17 protein-coding genes and 1 tRNA gene are annotated in these 15,714 nt (G+C 61.2%); 11 read left to right on the top strand and 7 right to left on the bottom strand.

Translation table 11 applies throughout. The features are described from left to right. Positions 1-37 precede the first annotated feature (37 nt). Positions 38-1,672, top strand: a complete 1,635-nt coding sequence (locus ACUJ47_RS03695) for a CTP synthase (protein ID WP_445537101.1) — start codon at positions 38-40, stop codon at positions 1,670-1,672. Positions 1,673-2,075: 403 nt separating this feature from the next. Here ACUJ47_RS03695 and ACUJ47_RS03690 read toward each other — a convergent pair whose 3' ends face one another. Beyond that, the gene (locus ACUJ47_RS03690; RefSeq protein ID WP_445537100.1) at positions 2,076-2,546 is read right to left on the bottom strand and encodes an Hsp20 family protein; all 471 of its coding nucleotides are present in this window, start codon (positions 2,544-2,546) and stop codon (positions 2,076-2,078) included. A 198-nt stretch (positions 2,547-2,744) separates the two neighbouring features. Between ACUJ47_RS03690 and grxC the strand changes: the two genes are divergently transcribed. The 4 genes from grxC (at position 2,745) to ACUJ47_RS03670 (ending at position 4,422) form a co-directional block, all read left to right on the top strand. Further along, positions 2,745-3,008: a glutaredoxin 3 gene (gene grxC / locus ACUJ47_RS03685; protein ID WP_445537099.1), complete on the top strand. Its 264-nt coding sequence runs from the start codon at positions 2,745-2,747 to the stop codon at positions 3,006-3,008. 8 nt (positions 3,009-3,016) lie between these two features. Next, entirely contained in the window at positions 3,017-3,835 is an 819-nt protein-coding gene (locus ACUJ47_RS03680; protein WP_445537098.1) for a carbon-nitrogen hydrolase family protein, read from the top strand. Positions 3,836-3,843: 8 nt separating this feature from the next. Then, positions 3,844-4,308, top strand: a complete 465-nt coding sequence (locus ACUJ47_RS03675; RefSeq protein ID WP_445537097.1) for a DUF1178 family protein — start codon at positions 3,844-3,846, stop codon at positions 4,306-4,308. Positions 4,309-4,345: 37 nt separating this feature from the next. Next, positions 4,346-4,422: transfer RNA gene (locus tag ACUJ47_RS03670), tRNA-Arg, on the top strand. On the opposite strand, the gene ACUJ47_RS03665 is transcribed toward ACUJ47_RS03670, so the two are convergent. Together ACUJ47_RS03665 and ACUJ47_RS03660 are read right to left on the bottom strand one after the other, a co-directional pair. Continuing rightward, the gene (locus ACUJ47_RS03665; RefSeq protein ID WP_445538850.1) at positions 4,381-5,595 is read right to left on the bottom strand and encodes an MFS transporter; all 1,215 of its coding nucleotides are present in this window, start codon (positions 5,593-5,595) and stop codon (positions 4,381-4,383) included. The two genes, ACUJ47_RS03670 and ACUJ47_RS03665, sit on opposite strands and share 42 nt — an antisense overlap. Before the next feature lie 33 nt (positions 5,596-5,628). Next, entirely contained in the window at positions 5,629-6,492 is an 864-nt protein-coding gene (locus tag ACUJ47_RS03660; RefSeq protein ID WP_445537096.1) for a mechanosensitive ion channel family protein, read from the bottom strand. Positions 6,493-6,644: 152 nt separating this feature from the next. On the opposite strand from ACUJ47_RS03660, the gene ACUJ47_RS03655 reads away from it, so the two are divergent. The 4 genes from ACUJ47_RS03655 (at position 6,645) to ACUJ47_RS03640 (ending at position 11,018) form a co-directional block, all read left to right on the top strand. After that, positions 6,645-7,802 carry an acyl-CoA dehydrogenase family protein gene (locus ACUJ47_RS03655; protein WP_445537095.1) on the top strand — a complete coding sequence of 386 codons (1,158 nt, stop codon included), beginning with the start codon at positions 6,645-6,647 and terminating at the stop codon, positions 7,800-7,802. An 80-nt stretch (positions 7,803-7,882) separates the two neighbouring features. After that, a complete protein-coding gene (locus ACUJ47_RS03650; protein WP_445537094.1) occupies positions 7,883-8,188 on the top strand; it encodes an FtsB family cell division protein in 306 nt (101 codons plus the stop codon). A gap of 123 nt (positions 8,189-8,311) precedes the next feature. Continuing rightward, the gene (gene pdhA, locus ACUJ47_RS03645; RefSeq protein ID WP_445537093.1) at positions 8,312-9,391 is read left to right on the top strand and encodes a pyruvate dehydrogenase (acetyl-transferring) E1 component subunit alpha; all 1,080 of its coding nucleotides are present in this window, start codon (positions 8,312-8,314) and stop codon (positions 9,389-9,391) included. 271 nt (positions 9,392-9,662) lie between these two features. After that, positions 9,663-11,018, top strand: coding sequence for a pyruvate dehydrogenase complex E1 component subunit beta (locus ACUJ47_RS03640; RefSeq protein WP_445537092.1), 1,356 nt, complete (start codon positions 9,663-9,665; stop codon positions 11,016-11,018). Positions 11,019-11,032: 14 nt separating this feature from the next. Here the strand turns inward: ACUJ47_RS03640 and ACUJ47_RS03635 are convergent, their stop codons facing one another. Genes ACUJ47_RS03635 through ACUJ47_RS03625 form a run of 3 tightly spaced genes read right to left on the bottom strand, consistent with a single transcriptional unit; the run spans position 11,033 to position 13,517 of the window. Beyond that, positions 11,033-11,476: a TadE/TadG family type IV pilus assembly protein gene (locus ACUJ47_RS03635; protein ID WP_445537091.1), complete on the bottom strand. Its 444-nt coding sequence runs from the start codon at positions 11,474-11,476 to the stop codon at positions 11,033-11,035. Beyond that, positions 11,473-11,937, bottom strand: a complete 465-nt coding sequence (locus ACUJ47_RS03630) for a TadE/TadG family type IV pilus assembly protein (protein WP_445537090.1) — start codon at positions 11,935-11,937, stop codon at positions 11,473-11,475. Before ACUJ47_RS03630 ends, ACUJ47_RS03635 begins: the two co-directional genes overlap by 4 nt. Continuing rightward, positions 11,934-13,517, bottom strand: a complete 1,584-nt coding sequence (locus ACUJ47_RS03625) for a pilus assembly protein TadG-related protein (protein ID WP_445537089.1) — start codon at positions 13,515-13,517, stop codon at positions 11,934-11,936. Before ACUJ47_RS03625 ends, ACUJ47_RS03630 begins: the two co-directional genes overlap by 4 nt. 182 nt (positions 13,518-13,699) lie before the next feature. Here ACUJ47_RS03625 and ACUJ47_RS03620 point away from each other — a divergent pair, with 182 nt between their 5' ends. Further along, complete coding sequence (locus ACUJ47_RS03620; RefSeq protein ID WP_445537088.1) at positions 13,700-14,350, top strand: hypothetical protein; 651 nt, start codon at positions 13,700-13,702, stop codon at positions 14,348-14,350. 40 nt (positions 14,351-14,390) lie between these two features. After that, positions 14,391-14,852 (top strand): hypothetical protein, encoded by a 462-nt coding sequence (locus ACUJ47_RS03615; RefSeq protein ID WP_445537087.1) that lies wholly within the window; start codon positions 14,391-14,393, stop codon positions 14,850-14,852. 58 nt (positions 14,853-14,910) lie between these two features. Here the strand turns inward: ACUJ47_RS03615 and ACUJ47_RS03610 are convergent, their stop codons facing one another. Continuing rightward, entirely contained in the window at positions 14,911-15,714 is an 804-nt protein-coding gene (locus tag ACUJ47_RS03610; protein WP_445537086.1) for an outer membrane protein, read from the bottom strand.

Genomic DNA, 15,714 nt, shown 5'->3' with positions numbered 1-15,714 from the left:
GCATCGAATCCACTTCACCGATTAAGGCCCGACTCCCATGGCGCGGTACATATTTATCACCGGCGGCGTGGTCTCCTCGCTCGGAAAAGGTCTCATGGCAGCGAGCCTCGGCGCTCTGCTGCAGGCGCGCGGGTTCAAGGTCCGCATTCGCAAGTTCGATCCCTATCTCAATGTCGATCCGGGCACGATGAGCCCGTATCAGCACGGCGAGGTCTATGTGACCGACGACGGGGCCGAGACCGATCTCGACCTTGGCCACTATGAGCGCTTCACCGGCGTTTCCGCGCGGCAGAGCGACAACATTACCTCAGGCCGGGTCTATCGCGATATCATCGCGAAGGAGCGGCGCGGCGACTATCTGGGCGCAACCGTGCAGGTGATCCCGCACGTGACCGATGCGATCAAGGAATTCGCGCTGGCCGGGCAGGACGATCACGATTTCATCCTGTGCGAGATTGGCGGGACGGTGGGCGACATCGAATCGCTGCCGTTCATGGAGGCGATCCGCCAGCTCAGGAACGAACTTGAGCCGTTCCAGACCGTTTCAGTCCATGTCACGCTGGTTCCCTATATCGCTGCCGCGGGCGAGCTGAAAACCAAGCCCACGCAGCACTCGGTGCGCGAGTTGGCCAGCCTCGGCATCAAGCCCGACGTGTTGCTGTGCCGCGCCGAGCATCCGATTCCGGAAGGCGAGCGGCGCAAGATCGCGCAATTCTGCAACGTGCGTGCAGAAGCGGTCATTCCCGCGCTCGATGCGCCGTCAATCTATTCGGTGCCGCTGCAATACCATCAGGAAGGGCTCGATGCGGAAGTGCTGCGCGCTTTCGGCATCACCGATGCGCCCGAGCCCGATCTTTCGGCCTGGGAAGATGTGACCGACCGCTATTTCAACCCCGAGGGCGAAGTGACCATCGGCGTGGTCGGCAAATATGTCGGTCTGCCGGATGCCTATAAGAGTCTCAACGAAGCGCTGATCCACGGCGGGCTCGCCAATCGGGCAAAGGTCAATATCCGCTGGATCGACGCCGAGATATTCGAGCAGGGCGACAGCGACATCGCAGTCCAGCTCGAGCCGTTGCATGGCATATTGGTGCCGGGCGGCTTCGGTGAGCGCGGCAGCGAAGGGAAGATCGCCAGCGTGCGTTTCGCGCGCGAGCGCAATGTTCCCTTCTTCGGTATCTGCCTTGGCATGCAGATGGCCTGCATCGAAGCGGCGCGGGCCGCTGGTTTCGAGAGCGCTTCCTCGACCGAATTCGGCGAAACCAGTGAACCGGTGGTTGGCATTATCACCGAATGGATGAGCCAGGAAGGTTTGCAGACCCGCGAAGCGGGCGGCGATTTAGGCGGCACCATGCGGCTCGGCGCCTATGAAGCCAAGCTTTCGGCCAATAGCCATGTCTCGCAGATTTATGGCGGGGCCACTTCGATATCCGAGCGGCACCGGCATCGCTACGAAGTGAACAGTCGCTATATCGAGCCGCTCGAGGCCGAAGGGCTGATTTTCTCCGGCATGTCGCCCGACGGCTTGCTGCCCGAAATCGTCGAAAGGCCCGACCATCCGTGGTTCGTAGGCGTGCAATTCCACCCTGAGCTCAAGTCCAAGCCGTTCGACCCGCATCCGCTCTTTGCCGGATTCGTGGCGGCCGCTTTGGAGCAGTCGCGCCTCGTCTGACCCCCAATCGGGACACAAGTGGCTGAAAATCCGAGTTAGTTTGAAAAAAGCTGGATCTCCAAATCGTTGATTTTGGGGGCGATTTCCATTTTTCGCGAGCCAGCATCATTTAATGTCGGATTCTTACAAGGCATGCGCAGCTTTCTTGCGCAACATAACGGTCACAATCGAGCAACAGCTTGGTTTCACGAAGGACTTTTCTCGGGGGAGGGGCGAAGGGTTCTGCCCCGACATTGAAAGGCTTCAGGCGCGTAACCGCCGGGGCAAGAGCTCGTAGCCGGCAGGTGTCGTCTTCTGCGACCCGGACGTCACAGGCTGGACGAGGCGACGATCAGTCGCAGAGGGGGCGGACCACAGATCCGCCCCCTTTTCATTTGTCTTCGGGTTTGTGTTTGTTCCGCAATCAGGCGGCGTCGACCGCGTCGTCGCCGGTGGGCACGGCCTTGAGCCGGGTCTGCCCGTTCACGGCAATTTTCTTCGGCTTCATCGCTTCCGGCACTTCGCGCAGGAGCTCGATGATCAGGAGGCCGTCAGCCAGGTCGGCGCTTTCCACGCGAACGTAATCCGCCAGTTCGAAGCGGCGTTCGAAGCCGCGATTGGCGATGCCGACATGCAGCAGTTCGCCCGCAGGCGCTTCCTCGCGGCGCTTGCCGTGGATCACCAGCAGGTTCTGCTGGGCGGTAATGTCGATGTCTTCAGGGCGGAAGCCCGCGACGGCCAGCGTGATGCGATAGCGATCTTCGCTGCGGCGCTCGATATTGAAGGGGGGGTAATTGTCGCCCGAATTGAGCCGCGCCTGATTTTCGAGCAGGTCGAACAGGCGGTCGAAACCAACGGTGCTGCGGCGATAGGGGGTAAGATCGAAACGTGACATGGTACAAATCCTCACTTGAGCAATTTGACGTTTCAGGACCTGCGCGAGGCAGCGTCCCGGCGTGATGTTGTTCGCCCCCATTGCGGCGGGCGGCAACATCATCCAGATAAGGGACACACGAGAGCTTTCAAGAGGCTGTGGCAGCCACCGCAGCAAGGAAATTGGCAGCAGTTCAAGGATCGAAGGATCGCAATTACGATGGCTACACCGAAGGTCGAAATCTACACCAAGTTTGCGTGCGGATATTGCGTCAGGGCCAAGCACCTGCTCGATCGCAAGGGTGTCGACTATACCGAGTATGACATCACGCTGGGCGGGCCCAAGCGCGCCGAAATGCTCGAGCGTGCGCCCAATGCGATGACTGTGCCGCAGATCTTCATTGGCGACTTCCACGTCGGCGGTTCGGACGATCTTGCCGCGCTCGAACGCGAGGGCAAGCTCGACGCCTTGCTGGCGGGCTGACCATCGCCATGCCGCGGGTCGCTGTCTTGCAGATGTGCTCGGGGATAGACCCTGAAGCCAATGCCGCGACGATTGTCGAAGCGATTGGCGAAGCGCAGGCGGGCGGGGCGGAGATCCTGTTCACGCCGGAGATGAGCGGCTTGCTCGACCGCGACCGGCAGCGCGGGGCGCAACATATCGTTCCCGAAGTGGACAATCCCGTGCTGGCGGCTGCCCGCGCCGCTGCTGCAGGCTCCGGGATATATGTCGCGCTGGGTTCGCTTGCGATTGAACGCAGCGACGGCCGCTGGGCCAACCGCAGCTTCCTGGTCGGGCCGGACGGTGCCGTGCGCGCCCGTTACGACAAGATCCATATGTTCGACGTTGCGCTGGCAACCGGCGAAAGCTGGCGCGAAAGCGCCGCCTATGCTCCGGGCGAGGAAGTGGTGACGGTGGAGGATACGCCGCTGGGGCGGCTCGGCCTGACCATTTGCTACGATTTGCGTTTCCCCGCATTGTTCGAGGAACTGGGGCGGCGGCGCTGCGATGCCATCGCGATTCCCGCCGCCTTCACCGTGCCGACCGGAAGGGCGCATTGGCACGTGCTCCAGCGCGCTCGGGCGATAGAAGCCAGCGCCTTCGTCATCGCCGCCGCGCAAGTGGGGCACCATGAGGACGGGCGAACCACTTACGGCCACTCGCTGGTGGTCGATCCGTGGGGCGAAGTGCTGCTCGACATGGGCGGCGAGACAGCCGGGCTGGGCTTTGCCGATATCGATCTTTCGCGCATCGCCGAAGTGCGCGAACAGTTGCCGAGCCTTGCCAACCGCCGCCCGATCGCCAAATAGGCGCTGCAATGATCGTATATGACCTCATCTGCGACCACGGCCATCGTTTCGAGGGCTGGTTCGGTTCCTCCGGCGATTATGCCGAGCAGCGCGAGCGCGGGCTCCTGTCATGCCCGCAATGCGGCAGTGGCGAAGTGAACAAGGCACCGATGGCTCCGACGGTCCCGGCCAAGGGCAATACGCGTAGCGACACCGCCGCTCCTGCCAGCCAGCAGGTCGCGAACCGTCCCTTGCCAGCGGAAGTGCAGCAGGCGCTGGCGAAGCTCGCAGAAGCGCAGGCCAAAGCGCTCAAGCAAAGCACCTGGGTGGGTGACAAGTTCGCCGAAGTATCGCGCAAGATGCACTATGGCGAAGCCGACGAGAAACCGATCCACGGTCGCGCCAGCGCGGAGGAAGCACAGGGCCTTGCCGACGAAGGAATCCCGGTAGCGCCCCTGCCGTTTCCGATCGCGCCACCCGACGAACTCAACTGATTGCTTTAGCGGCGTCTCGTGCCTAAACGGGCCGCGGGCGCCCGTAGCTCAGCAGGATAGAGCACCAGATTCCTAATCTGGGGGCCACAGGTTCGAATCCTGTCGGGCGCACCATTTCCTCCAGGCGATGAAGGCGAGCGTGAAATTGATCGCCGACGCGCACACGACCATTGCACAGGTCGCGCCCCATCCGCCCCAATCGTATGACGCGGTACCGAGAATGCTCCCGGTCCCGCCGCCGATGAACATGATGACGACGTAGATCGTGGTCAGCCGCGTGCGGATTTCCGGCGCAAGCGAAAGGAAGGTCAATCGCCCTGTCACATCGACCCCGGGCCCGACCAGATTGACGATGATCAGCGGCACGATAATCGCTAGCGCGCCGGTGCCGAATGGGTAGAGCAGCGATGTGCCGACGAGTTGCAGCGCAGTCAGCATGAAGCGTGCGCGGCGCGGCCCCACCCGGTCTGCCCAACGCCCGATCCGCGGCGTCGACATGACGCTTACGGCGGCGATGCCGGCGAGATAGCCCACGGTATCGACGCCATAGCCCATTTGCGGGCTGGTCAGGTGCAGCGCCAGCGCCAGCCATGTTGCGGTGAACATCGCGAAGTTCAGCCCCTGGATCGAGGCGGAAAGCAAGACTTCGCGGTGCTGGCGGGCGAGGGTGAACACGCTGGCCAGCAAGCTGCCATAGCTGCCCTGCGGGCGTTTCTCGCTCGCGGTCTCGCTGCGCATGGAGATCGGCAGGAACAGCGTGACCGCCACCATCAGCGTGGCGGCAATCCAGTAGACGGTGCGCCAGCCATAGTGCTCGGCCACGATGCCGGAACCGACTCGCGCGACCAGTATGCCGAAGATCACGCCTGCAGCGAGTAGTGCCGTGACCTGGCCAAGCCGCTCAGGCGCGACACGCTTCGAAGCGAAGGCGGGCAGGAGATAGGGGGCAATCGTGACGAAGCCCAAAAGGGTCGATGCGAGAGTGAAGAGCGCGAACTCGCCCGCCAGCGCCATTCCAATCATGGTAATGCTCTGCAGGCTCACAAACAGGATGCACAGGCTGCGGTTGGAATAGCGATCGCCCAGTGGCAGCAGCAGGAATATCCCGAGCGCGAGCGCAACCTGGTTGAGTGCGGGCACGATCCCGATCGCCGCGTGATCCACCCCGAAGGTGCTGGCAACTTCGCCGATGATCGGGTGGATGTAGTAGGCGTTGGCGGTCACCACAGCGGTCGTTGCGGCGAGCCCATACTCCTGCGCGCGGCTGAGATAGGCTTGCGCGCTCATCTGTAATTCGTTCCCTTCAACCCGTGCCGGAAATCAGGCCTCCGTCCCCGGGCGGTTGCCCAGCGGAACCTGATGCTTGAAGGTATGCGTAACATAGGGGAAGGGGATTTCGATCCCCGCATTATCGAGAGCCTGCTTGATCGCGCGCACGATCTTGTCGCGGCTTTCGTGCCCGTCGCGCGGAGATGAACCGGCCCACCAACGCACAAGGAAGTCGATCGAGCTGGTGTTGAACTCGCTCGCAAACACATCGATGCCTTTGGCCACGTCGACGGCGTCGACCGTTTCGACGGCCTTGCGGATCACTTCCGCGGCCTTGTCGAGATCGGTGTCGTAGGAAACGCCCACCACGACGGTGTGGCAGCGCTGGTCGACGTCGGTGAGGATTTCGACCGGGTTCTTGAACAGGATCGAATTGGGCACCACCGTCAGTTCGCCCGATGCGGCGCGGATATACGTTTCGCGCAAGGTGATGTGCTCGACCTTCCCGCTGATGCCTTCGCATTCGATCACATCACCGATGCGCATCTTTTCGCGCAGCATGATCAGCACGCCGGCCAGGAAATTCTCGAAAATATCCTGGAAAGCGAAGCCGATGGCGACCGCGCCGATGCCGAGCCCGGCAAACAGGCTTCCCGGCGTCAGGTCAGGGAAGATGACAATTGCAGCGATAGTGAAGCCCAGCAGCCATATGCCCAGCTTCACCAAAGTTTCGGTGAGGTTGCGGAGCGACGGCCTGAGTTCGGCTTTGCCGGTGATCTTGTCGGTAATCTTCACCGCCGATCCGGCAACGATGCCGGTCAGCAGCAGCACGATAATGGCGATCACGATCACCGGGATGGTGGCCACGAAACCGTTCCACATATTGGTGACCTGATAGTCGATCTGGCTGATCATCTGCGCTTTCCCCTTTGCCTTCCTTATGGATAGAGCAGCCATGTGCTCGTGCAAGGGCCGATGGTTCCGCCGCTATAGCAACTTGATGAGGTGGACTTGCGCGGCGCACTTGGGCAAGCAGCCCGCGATACAGGCAAGGGCAACCGAAAAACATGTACGAAAGCGAAGAACTGGCCGAAATCCGCCGCGCGGTGCGTGCGCTGTGTGACGAGTTTCCGGGAGAATATTGGCGCGAGAAGGATCGCACGCGCGACTATCCCGCCGAATTCGTCGATGCGCTCACCCGTTCGGGCTTCCTTGCCGCGCTGATCCCCGAGGAGTTCGGCGGCAGCGGGCTGAAGCTGGATGCGGCAGCGGTGATCATGGAGGAAATCCAGGCATCGGGCTGCAATGGCGGCGCGGCGCATGCGCAGATGTACATCATGAACACGCTGCTGCGCTATGGCAGCGAAGCGCAGAAGGCCGAGTATCTTCACAAGATCGCGAGCGGCGAGTTGCGCCTGCAGGCCTTCGGGGTTTCCGAGCCCACCAGCGGCACCGACACTTTGTCGCTCAAGACGCGGGCGGTTCGCGATGGCGATCACTATGTCGTCAACGGGCAGAAGATCTGGACCAGCCGCGCCGAACATTCGGACCTGATGCTGCTTCTGGCGCGCACCACGCCGCGCGACCAGGTCGAGAAGCGCACCGAGGGGCTTTCGATCTTCCTCGTCGACATGCGCGAGGTTGTCGGCAAGGGGATGACCATCAAGCCCATTCGCACGATGATGAACCATTCGACCTGCGAAGTGTTCTTCGACGATATGCGCATTCCCGCTTCGAGCCTGATCGGCGAGGAAGGGAAGGGCTTCCGCTACATTCTTTCGGGCATGAACGCCGAGCGAATCCTGATCGGGGCGGAATGCATCGGCGATGCGAAGTGGTTTATCGAGAAGGCGAAGGCCTATGCCGGGGACCGTTCCGTGTTCGGGCGGCCGATCGGGCAGAACCAGGGCGTGCAGTTCCCGATTGCACGTTGCTATGCTCAGATGCGTGCCGCCGAACTGATGGTCCATCACGCCGCGCAGGTGTACGACAAGGGCGGCAATCCGGGTGAGGAAGCGAACATGGCCAAGATGCTCGCATCCGAGGCGAGCTGGGCTGCGGCGGACATGTGCGTCCAGACCTTTGGTGGATTCGGATTCGCCGAGGAATATGACGTGGAGCGCAAGTTCCGCGAGGCGCGACTCTATACCGTTGCACCGATCTCGACGAATTTGATCCTTTCTTATCTGGCCGAACATGTGCTCGGCCTGCCGCGTTCTTACTGATCTGTAGCACAAACCGCTTGATCGGCTGCGTTAACTGTGATTCTGTGGCGTTAATGCGAAACGGGGGCTCAAAGCGGCGCGTGCCGAAAGAACAGCTTCGCCAGGGGCTGGCCCTTGGCGTGCTGCTGATCCTCAGCGCATTGGCTATTGCCGGTCCTTCCGGCCTGCTTGCATGGAACGACAATGAGAAACTGCTCGACCAGCGGCAGGCGCAGGTCGCGCAGCTGACGCAGGAACGTGACCTCCTCAAGAACAAGGTCGCTCGCCTCAACCCCGATGGTGCGGACCCCGACCTTGTGGGCGAATTGCTGCGGCGCAATCTTAACGTCGTGCATCCGGACGAGATCGTGATCACGCTTGAGGACGAGGCGTCCGAGGCCAGGTAACCTTAAGCTGAAGATTTCGTATGCAAGAACCGCGCTTGACGTTGCGTCAACGTGAGGCTTGCGCCTATAGCGACACCCATTCCCACCTCCCCGGGACGAACAAGAACTGCAAGGATTTGAGCGTTGGCCAAACCCGCGAAGACGCGCACATCGTCGCCCAGCAAATCGGCGTCGGACGATCTCGATTTCATTCTCCATTCGCTGCAGGATTCGCATGACAAGAATCCCCGCTACGCCGCGAGCGTGGAGGAAATGCTGCACTTCTATGAACAGATGCTGCTTATCCGCCGTTTCGAGGAGAAGGCCGGCCAGCTTTACGGCCTCGGTCTGATCGGCGGCTTCTGTCACCTTTACATCGGGCAGGAAGCGGTCGCGGTGGGGCTCCAGTCGGCACTGACCGAAGGGCTCGACAGCGTGATCACCGGCTATCGCGACCATGGCCACATGCTGGCCTATGGCATCGATCCCAATGTCATCATGGCTGAGCTGACCGGGCGCCAGGCCGGGATTTCGAAGGGCAAGGGCGGGTCGATGCACATGTTCTCGACCGAGCACAAATTCTACGGCGGCCACGGCATCGTCGGCGCGCAGGTGGCGCTGGGCGGCGGGCTCGCGCTCGCGCACAAGTACAATGAGGATGGCGGGTTGTGCCTTGCCTATTTCGGTGACGGCGCGGCGAACCAGGGCCAGGTCTATGAGACCTTCAACATGGCTTCGCTGTGGAACCTGCCGATCGTCTTCGTGGTAGAGAATAACCAGTATGCGATGGGCACGGCAGTGCGGCGCAGCTCGGCCGAAACCGAGTTCCACCGCCGTGGCACGGCGTTCCGCATTCCGGGGATGAAGGTCAACGGGATGGACGTGCTCGAAGTGCGTGGCGCTGCCGAAATCGCGTTCAGGCATGTGCGCGAGGGCAAGGGCCCGGTGCTGATGGAGCTCAACACCTATCGCTATCGCGGCCACTCGATGTCCGACCCGGCGAAATATCGCAGCCGCGAGGAAGTGCAGGACGTGCGCGAACACAAGGACCCGATCGAGGGCCTCAAGAAAGTGCTGCTCGAAAAGGGCAAGACGGAAGACGATCTGAAGGCGATCGACAAGGCGATCCGCGCGCGTGTCGCCGAAAGCGCCGATTTTGCGGAGACTTCGCCGGAGCCCGATGCGGCCGAACTCTACACCGATGTATTGGTGGAGGAGTATTAATGACCAAGCCTCCCCGGTCCAGATATGCAGAGATCGCCCAACCGGGCTCGTTGGCTAGAAGCGGCGCGCAGAGCGGGCCTCTAGGCCCGGTCAATCGCCGCGACGCCGACCAGCAGGGCCGGTTGGGCGACCGCGAAGCGGCGGGCCGATTTGTCCCAGCTGCTGCGTCCTTCGTCACTCATAAAGAGGCAACTTTGATCGCTCCTCACTCCTTGCCGCTAAGAAAAATCGGCTCCGTCTCCGCGCATCAGGACCGGGGAGGCTTGGTCTAATGGCTATCGAACTCAAGATGCCCGCGCTGTCGCCCACCATGGAAGAGGGCACGCTTGCCCGCTGGCTGAAGAAGGAAGGCGATGAGATCGCGCCCGGCGACATCATCGCCGAGATCGAAACCGACAAGGCGACGATGGAATTCGAAGCCATCGACGACGGCGTGCTCGGCAAGATCATGGTGCCCGAAGGAACGGAAAACGTGAAGGTCGGCACAGTGATCGCACTGCTCGAAGGCGAGGGCGGGGCGGAAGCTCCGACTGAAGCAGCTCCGGCGCCTGCTCCCGAGCCTGCACCGGCACCTGTGGCAACGCCCGTTCGGCCCGCCGCGACTGTTGCCAAGGCCGATCCGGCTATCCCCGAAGGCACCAGCTTCACCAGCACTTCGGTGCGTGAGGCCCTGCGTGACGGGATGGCGGAAGAAATGCGCCGTGACCCGCGCGTGTTCGTGATGGGCGAGGAAGTCGCCGAATATCAGGGCGCCTACAAGGTGACGCAGGGCCTGCTCGACGAGTTCGGGCCCAAGCGCGTGATCGACACACCGATCACCGAATATGGCTTCGCCGGGATCGGCGCCGGTGCCGCGATGGGCGGCCTGCGTCCGATCGTCGAATTCATGACGTTCAACTTCGCCATGCAGGCGATCGACCACATCATCAATTCGGCGGCCAAGACCAACTACATGTCAGGCGGCCAGATGCGCTGCCCGGTGGTATTCCGGGGGCCCAACGGCGCGGCGAGCCGTGTCGGCGCGCAGCACAGCCAGAACTATGGCCCATGGTATGCGTCAGTCCCCGGGCTGATCGTGATCGCTCCCTATGACAGCGCAGATGCCAAGGGGCTGATGAAGGCCGCGATCCGCAGCGAAGACCCGGTGGTCTTCCTCGAGAACGAGCTGGTCTATGGCCGCAGTTTCGACGTGCCCGATCTTGACGATTACGTGCTGCCGATCGGCAAGGCGCGGATCATGCGCGAAGGCAAGGACGTGACCATCGTCAGCTACTCGATCGGCGTCGGCCTGGCGCTTGATGCGGCGGCCCAACTGGCCGAAGAAGGCATCGATGCCGAAGTGATCGACCTGCGCACGCTGCGCCCGCTCGACAAGGAGGCCATCCTCACTTCGCTCGCCAAGACCAATCGCCTGGTGATCGCGGAAGAAGGCTGGCCCACCTGCTCGATCGCTTCGGAAGTCATGGCGATATGCATGGAAGATGGGTTCGACCATCTCGACGCGCCGGTGTTGCGCGTTTGCGACGAGGACGTGCCGTTGCCCTATGCCGCTAACCTCGAGAAGCTGGCCATCATCGACGCTCCGCGGATCGTCGCGGCTGCGAAGAAGATCTGTTACCGCGGGTAAAGCAGGTTGATCTGTCAGTCTTCGAGCAGGAAGATCGGCCGGTTGTAAGTGATCTGCGGATCCGGGATACCCAGGAACCCGATGATGATCGGGACCTGGTACTGGATCCGCAGGTTCAGTTCCTTCGCCCCGGCTACGCGCTGCGGAGATGCATCAAGCACGATGGCCTCAACCCTCGTGTGGTCGAGCAGGTATGGCGCATTGCGCGCAGTCGACAGCGCGAAAGTCCTGATCTGCGAATTGCTCAGCTTGTTTCCAGTCTCGTACTGCACCATCGTATAGCGCGCGACTTCGGCGGACACGTTACGGACCGCATTGTAGTTCTGCATGCCGATCCCGACCTGGAACACGCCGAGCAGCATCGTGATCATGATTGTGGCGAGCAGGCCGAATTCGACCGCGACAGCACCGTCGCGCGACCTGCGCAGCTTGCGAGAGAAGCTAGCGAGCCGGGTCATGATATGAACACCAGTCGTTCCACGCGGTAATCGATCGGGCTGCCGACGCCGAATTGCGTCCAGGTGGGCGTGTATGTGTCCGTCACGGTGACTTCGATATAGTCGTAGACCGCAACGCCCGGGGTGCAGGAGCTGTCCTGCGCGACGATCTCTTCGTCCGTACCGCAACGGAACTTCGGCACAACAGTCACCTGGTCGGGTTCGAGGCCAACCGACGCCTTCACAACATCGCGCACTGTGGTCCGCTGGGTTGCGGTGGTGGGAGGCGATGCGCGCACGATCGCAGCAGCTTCAGCAACAGCAGTCTGTAGCTCGGTCTGGCGCGCAACAATGCGGCTCGATTCGAATCCGCCAAGCGCCATCAGGATCAGGACGGGAGCGACGATAGCGGTTTCGATTACCATCGAGCCGCGCTCATCCCGGCGCAGCGCGGCCAGATTGCGGGTAGGCCGGGGCATCATGCGACAAGCCTTACATTGGGCTTGGTCACGCCGACGATGGTGTCCTCGCTCAAACCCGGCGGGCAGAAGGTCGACATGTCGAGATTGCCGGTCATCGTGATAGTGGCGGCGGCGATCATGAGACACTGGCTGGTTACACTTGCCGTACCAGACATCGAGATATTGCTGACCGGTAGGTAGACCGCGCCGTTCAGAACAGTTGCGGCGTTTCCGTTGATCATGTTGCCGCTATTGCCCTCGGAATTGCGGTCTTCGAAGATCAGCATCCCGGCCAACTTGTTCGCCTGGTCCAGCGGCACGCCGCGTGCGATAAGATCGGAGGCCTGGATCGCGGTGAGATTGATGTTGGCGCCCCCGTTGATCTTGAGGCCGGCGCCGTTCTTGAGCACGAACATCACGTTCGATCCGGTCACCTGGTACTGCCCGTTGATTTCCAGATCGCCGCCATCGAGGATGTAGACGCCAGTCGCAAAGGTGGTGTCGCACCGGACCTTCAGGTCGGTATAGGTGCCGGGAACCACCGCCGCAGCGTTTGAGCCGCCGCTGACGATAATGTCCGAATAGGTCTTCGTTTCTTCGCGCGTTTCGACTTCCCAAATTGTGTTGTTGCCGTTGCCGGTCAACCGGTCCCAGGTCGAATTGGTCGTCGTGATGGTGCCGGCAGTCGTTCCCTCAGGCACAACAACGTCATCTTGCGCTGAATCACTCGTATAGCCTGACTTGGGCGTTGCCCATCCGGTCGGGCTGGCGCTGGTTCGGCCCGATCCCTTGTAATAGGAATAGCTGACGTTGAGCGTCGAGACGATATCGGCGGTTGTTGTCGTCCGGCTCCGCACGCAATTGTAAGTGCGGCTGACCTGACTTTCCGCTGGGTTGGGCGGGCTAAGGTCTGCGAAGGGATCTTCCAGGCCATCGACATATTCGAGGATGGTGTCGTCGGTGTTTTCGTCGAACCAGTCGTCGATGCCACCGGCGGCGAGAACCCAGCCAGCGTCGATCGTGGGGCTGCCGTTGACAGTGATTGCTTCATCCGACTTCGACAGTGCGGCCAGGCCACATTGCGCGGTAAGCACGGTCGAACCGCCGATGGTGATCGCGCCATCCGTCTCTTCGTCAACCGCGATGAGGCAGCTGGTGTAGGTCTTGCCGTCTTCGAATTTGGCTTGCGCGTATGCGCGAATGGTCACCCCTTTGCCTGTTAGGAAGCTGGAGAAGGGCAGGGTCCGGGAGGCAGTCACCGTGACCGCGACGCTGTTCTGGACACCACCGGCGTAGTTCGCGAGTGCCACTTCCGGCGTTCCGATGAATTCACCGGTTTGCTGGACGTTGGCATTGAATTCCTGGATCGCGCGGACGTCGTAGGTGTCTTCAGTGTCTTCGACTGCGCGGGCCCACGCTCCGGCTACTGCCGCCTGGTCAGCTGCGAACTGCATCTCGCGCTTCCACATATACCATTGCGCGGTGTCCACCGCGAAACCGGTTCCACCGATCAAGGCCGGCATGCCCAGCGCGACCAGCAGTGTGGCATTGCCACTTGTGGAGCGACAAAGCCGCTTTTTGAAATTACGCAGGAAAGCCATTGCGCCCGAACCTTTCAATTGATGTTAGGCAATAGATTCCCAGCCGTAATTGCATCGCTAAACTGCATGGTTAACGTAGCGTTGTGAAAACAGAAAAACCGGCGATCTTTTGGAGGTTTGGTCGCAACGCCAATGGTTGACAAAAACCGGTGCCGCTTTTGAATAGCTGCACCATGGTAACCATGCTGACAGCCGAAATGCCGCCCGAACAGGCCATGGCGCTCGCGCATTCCCATGCATCGTTGCGCCTGAAGATGGCGGCCTGGTTTGCGCTTGACCGCAGGTTGGGGCAGCTTGTCGCGAAGAGCAGCGAGCCAATGCTGGGCCAAATGCGGCTCGCCTGGTGGCGCGAAGCGCTGGGCAGGCCGGTTGTCGAGCGCCCCTCGGGTGATGCTACGCTCGATGCTGTGAGCATGCATTGGGACGGAGCGGAGGAAGCGCTGCTGATGCTCGTTGAGGCATGGGAGGAACTCCTCGTTGCGGATCGCCTTTCCAACGAAATTGCAGATCGGTTCTGTAAAGGGAGGGCAGAGCCGATCCGTCACGTCGCGGAAAGGTACGGAGCCGATGTGGGCGCGCGCGTGCATGCCGCAGCTGTTCGTTGGGCCGCCGGCGATGCCGCAGCTCATGTAAGCGACGGCAGCGAACGCCAGGTCCTTATCGCTGTAGGAACCGCGCAATCGACAAGGGCAGGGCGTATCCCGCAGGACTTGCGTGGATTGGCGGTTCTCGAGGCGTTGGCTTTGCGTTCGATGAAGCTCGGCGGGCGACCGTTGATGGAGGGCAGGGGCGCTGCACTGGTTGCGCTGCGTGTGGGTTTGCTAGGCCGTTGAAACCGCTATAATCTGCGCGCTCGCGAGTGAAGAGGGTCGTATGTCGCGCATTTTACTGGGGTTGTTCCTTGGGCTTATGCTGGCCAGTGTCGGGCTATATTGGTGGCAGGGTAGGGCAGCGGTCGAGGCCAATGCGCCGCCTCCACCGAGGCCTGAACTGCCGCGCGATCCCGATGCACTGCCCATCGCCGATTCAGCCAATCTCACTGGGCCGGAGCCGCCTGAAGCGAGCGAGCTAACGCGTGAGCAGCGCCGCTTTTTCCGCTACGATCGCAATCGCGATCTTGTGATCACCCGCAATGAGATGTTGTCGACGCGCAGCGATGCTTTTCGCGATCTCGACAAGGACGGCAACAACCTTCTGACATTCGAAGAATGGGCGGTCACGACCGCCGATCGTTTCGACGCCGCCGATACGGACAGGAATGGAAAGCTCACGGCGAAAGAGTTTGCTACCACTGCGCCTAGACGCGCTACGGCAAGGCCCGTGTGCAAATGTTGAAGGCCCGCCTCGCCGATTTTGGCGAAGCGAGCCGGATAAGGATTGACGGATTTGCGCGTCAGAACTTGTAGTTCACGCCCAATCGAACGAAGTGCAGCTTGAGATCCTGATCGATAGACTCGCTATATTCAGGAATTTTGAATGCGCTCTCTGGGAGATAGGCCGTGGTGTAGTTTACCGACCCTTGATCGGTGTAATCATAGCTCAGCCGAGCCGAGAGGTTTCGGGTCAGGCGCTGCTCAACCCCGCCGCCGATTACAAAGCCGTTAGTGTCTTTCTTGAGTCGGCCTTCCTTGAGGTAGTTGGCGCTGCTGGCGATGCCCGCGCCGAACTTCATCTCGGCTACAGCCCAGCCGCCAGCGGCATAGAACAAGGTCGAACCAGTGGTAAGACCAAGCTTCACCTTTGCCGCAGCGATCGATTCAGGCTTGGCCTTGTTCGAAAAGGTGTAGCTGGTGGTTGCAGTGTCAGTCAGCTTCAGCGGACCGCGCACTTCGCTATGATTCTTCTCGAACGAGCTGAATTCGGCCTCGACCCCCAATACAACCGGGCCAGTTTGGTAATTGTAGCCGAGTTGCAGGCCCAGATTTACGTTGTCTTCCTTTTGAGCGGTGCCAGCGTTTGCGACGATAAAGTCCCGCAATGCCTGGGGCTCGGTCGACCAATTGCCGCCCAGCGTGACATCGCTTTGAGATTGTGCCTCGCTAAGGCCGACATGGACGCCAGCATAGATGCCGGTCCAATTTTCGTCGTCTTGTGCGAGTGCCGGTGAAGCCGAAGCGGCAGCCGCAGCCAGAAAAACAGCAGAAGTATAGCGTTGCATAAGAAATTTTGCTCCGTGTGTGGGTTGTGCCCGCCGCAC

The sequence above is a fragment of the Altererythrobacter sp. Z27 genome, assembly GCF_052683155.1.
The sequence above is the reverse complement of the archived record's forward strand: the minus strand, read 5'-3'. Positions and strand labels throughout refer to the sequence as shown.

What these genes read in the sequence shown, in the direction of transcription:
- ACUJ47_RS03690 (WP_445537100.1), bottom strand. Translation starts at nt 2,546, where the DNA reads ATGTCACGTTTCGATCTTACCCCCTATCGCCGCAGCACCGTTGGTTTC.
- grxC (WP_445537099.1), top strand. Translation starts at nt 2,745, where the DNA reads ATGGCTACACCGAAGGTCGAAATCTACACCAAGTTTGCGTGCGGATAT.
- ACUJ47_RS03615 (WP_445537087.1), top strand. Translation starts at nt 14,391, where the DNA reads ATGTCGCGCATTTTACTGGGGTTGTTCCTTGGGCTTATGCTGGCCAGT.
- ACUJ47_RS03680 (WP_445537098.1), top strand. Translation starts at nt 3,017, where the DNA reads ATGCCGCGGGTCGCTGTCTTGCAGATGTGCTCGGGGATAGACCCTGAA.
- ACUJ47_RS03625 (WP_445537089.1), bottom strand. Translation starts at nt 13,517, where the DNA reads ATGGCTTTCCTGCGTAATTTCAAAAAGCGGCTTTGTCGCTCCACAAGT.
- ACUJ47_RS03695 (WP_445537101.1), top strand. Translation starts at nt 38, where the DNA reads ATGGCGCGGTACATATTTATCACCGGCGGCGTGGTCTCCTCGCTCGGA.
- ACUJ47_RS03640 (WP_445537092.1), top strand. Translation starts at nt 9,663, where the DNA reads ATGGCTATCGAACTCAAGATGCCCGCGCTGTCGCCCACCATGGAAGAG.
- ACUJ47_RS03635 (WP_445537091.1), bottom strand. Translation starts at nt 11,476, where the DNA reads ATGACCCGGCTCGCTAGCTTCTCTCGCAAGCTGCGCAGGTCGCGCGAC.
- ACUJ47_RS03630 (WP_445537090.1), bottom strand. Translation starts at nt 11,937, where the DNA reads ATGATGCCCCGGCCTACCCGCAATCTGGCCGCGCTGCGCCGGGATGAG.
- ACUJ47_RS03655 (WP_445537095.1), top strand. Translation starts at nt 6,645, where the DNA reads ATGTACGAAAGCGAAGAACTGGCCGAAATCCGCCGCGCGGTGCGTGCG.
- ACUJ47_RS03660 (WP_445537096.1), bottom strand. Translation starts at nt 6,492, where the DNA reads ATGATCAGCCAGATCGACTATCAGGTCACCAATATGTGGAACGGTTTC.
- ACUJ47_RS03620 (WP_445537088.1), top strand. Translation starts at nt 13,700, where the DNA reads ATGCTGACAGCCGAAATGCCGCCCGAACAGGCCATGGCGCTCGCGCAT.
- ACUJ47_RS03675 (WP_445537097.1), top strand. Translation starts at nt 3,844, where the DNA reads ATGATCGTATATGACCTCATCTGCGACCACGGCCATCGTTTCGAGGGC.
- ACUJ47_RS03665 (WP_445538850.1), bottom strand. Translation starts at nt 5,595, where the DNA reads ATGAGCGCGCAAGCCTATCTCAGCCGCGCGCAGGAGTATGGGCTCGCC.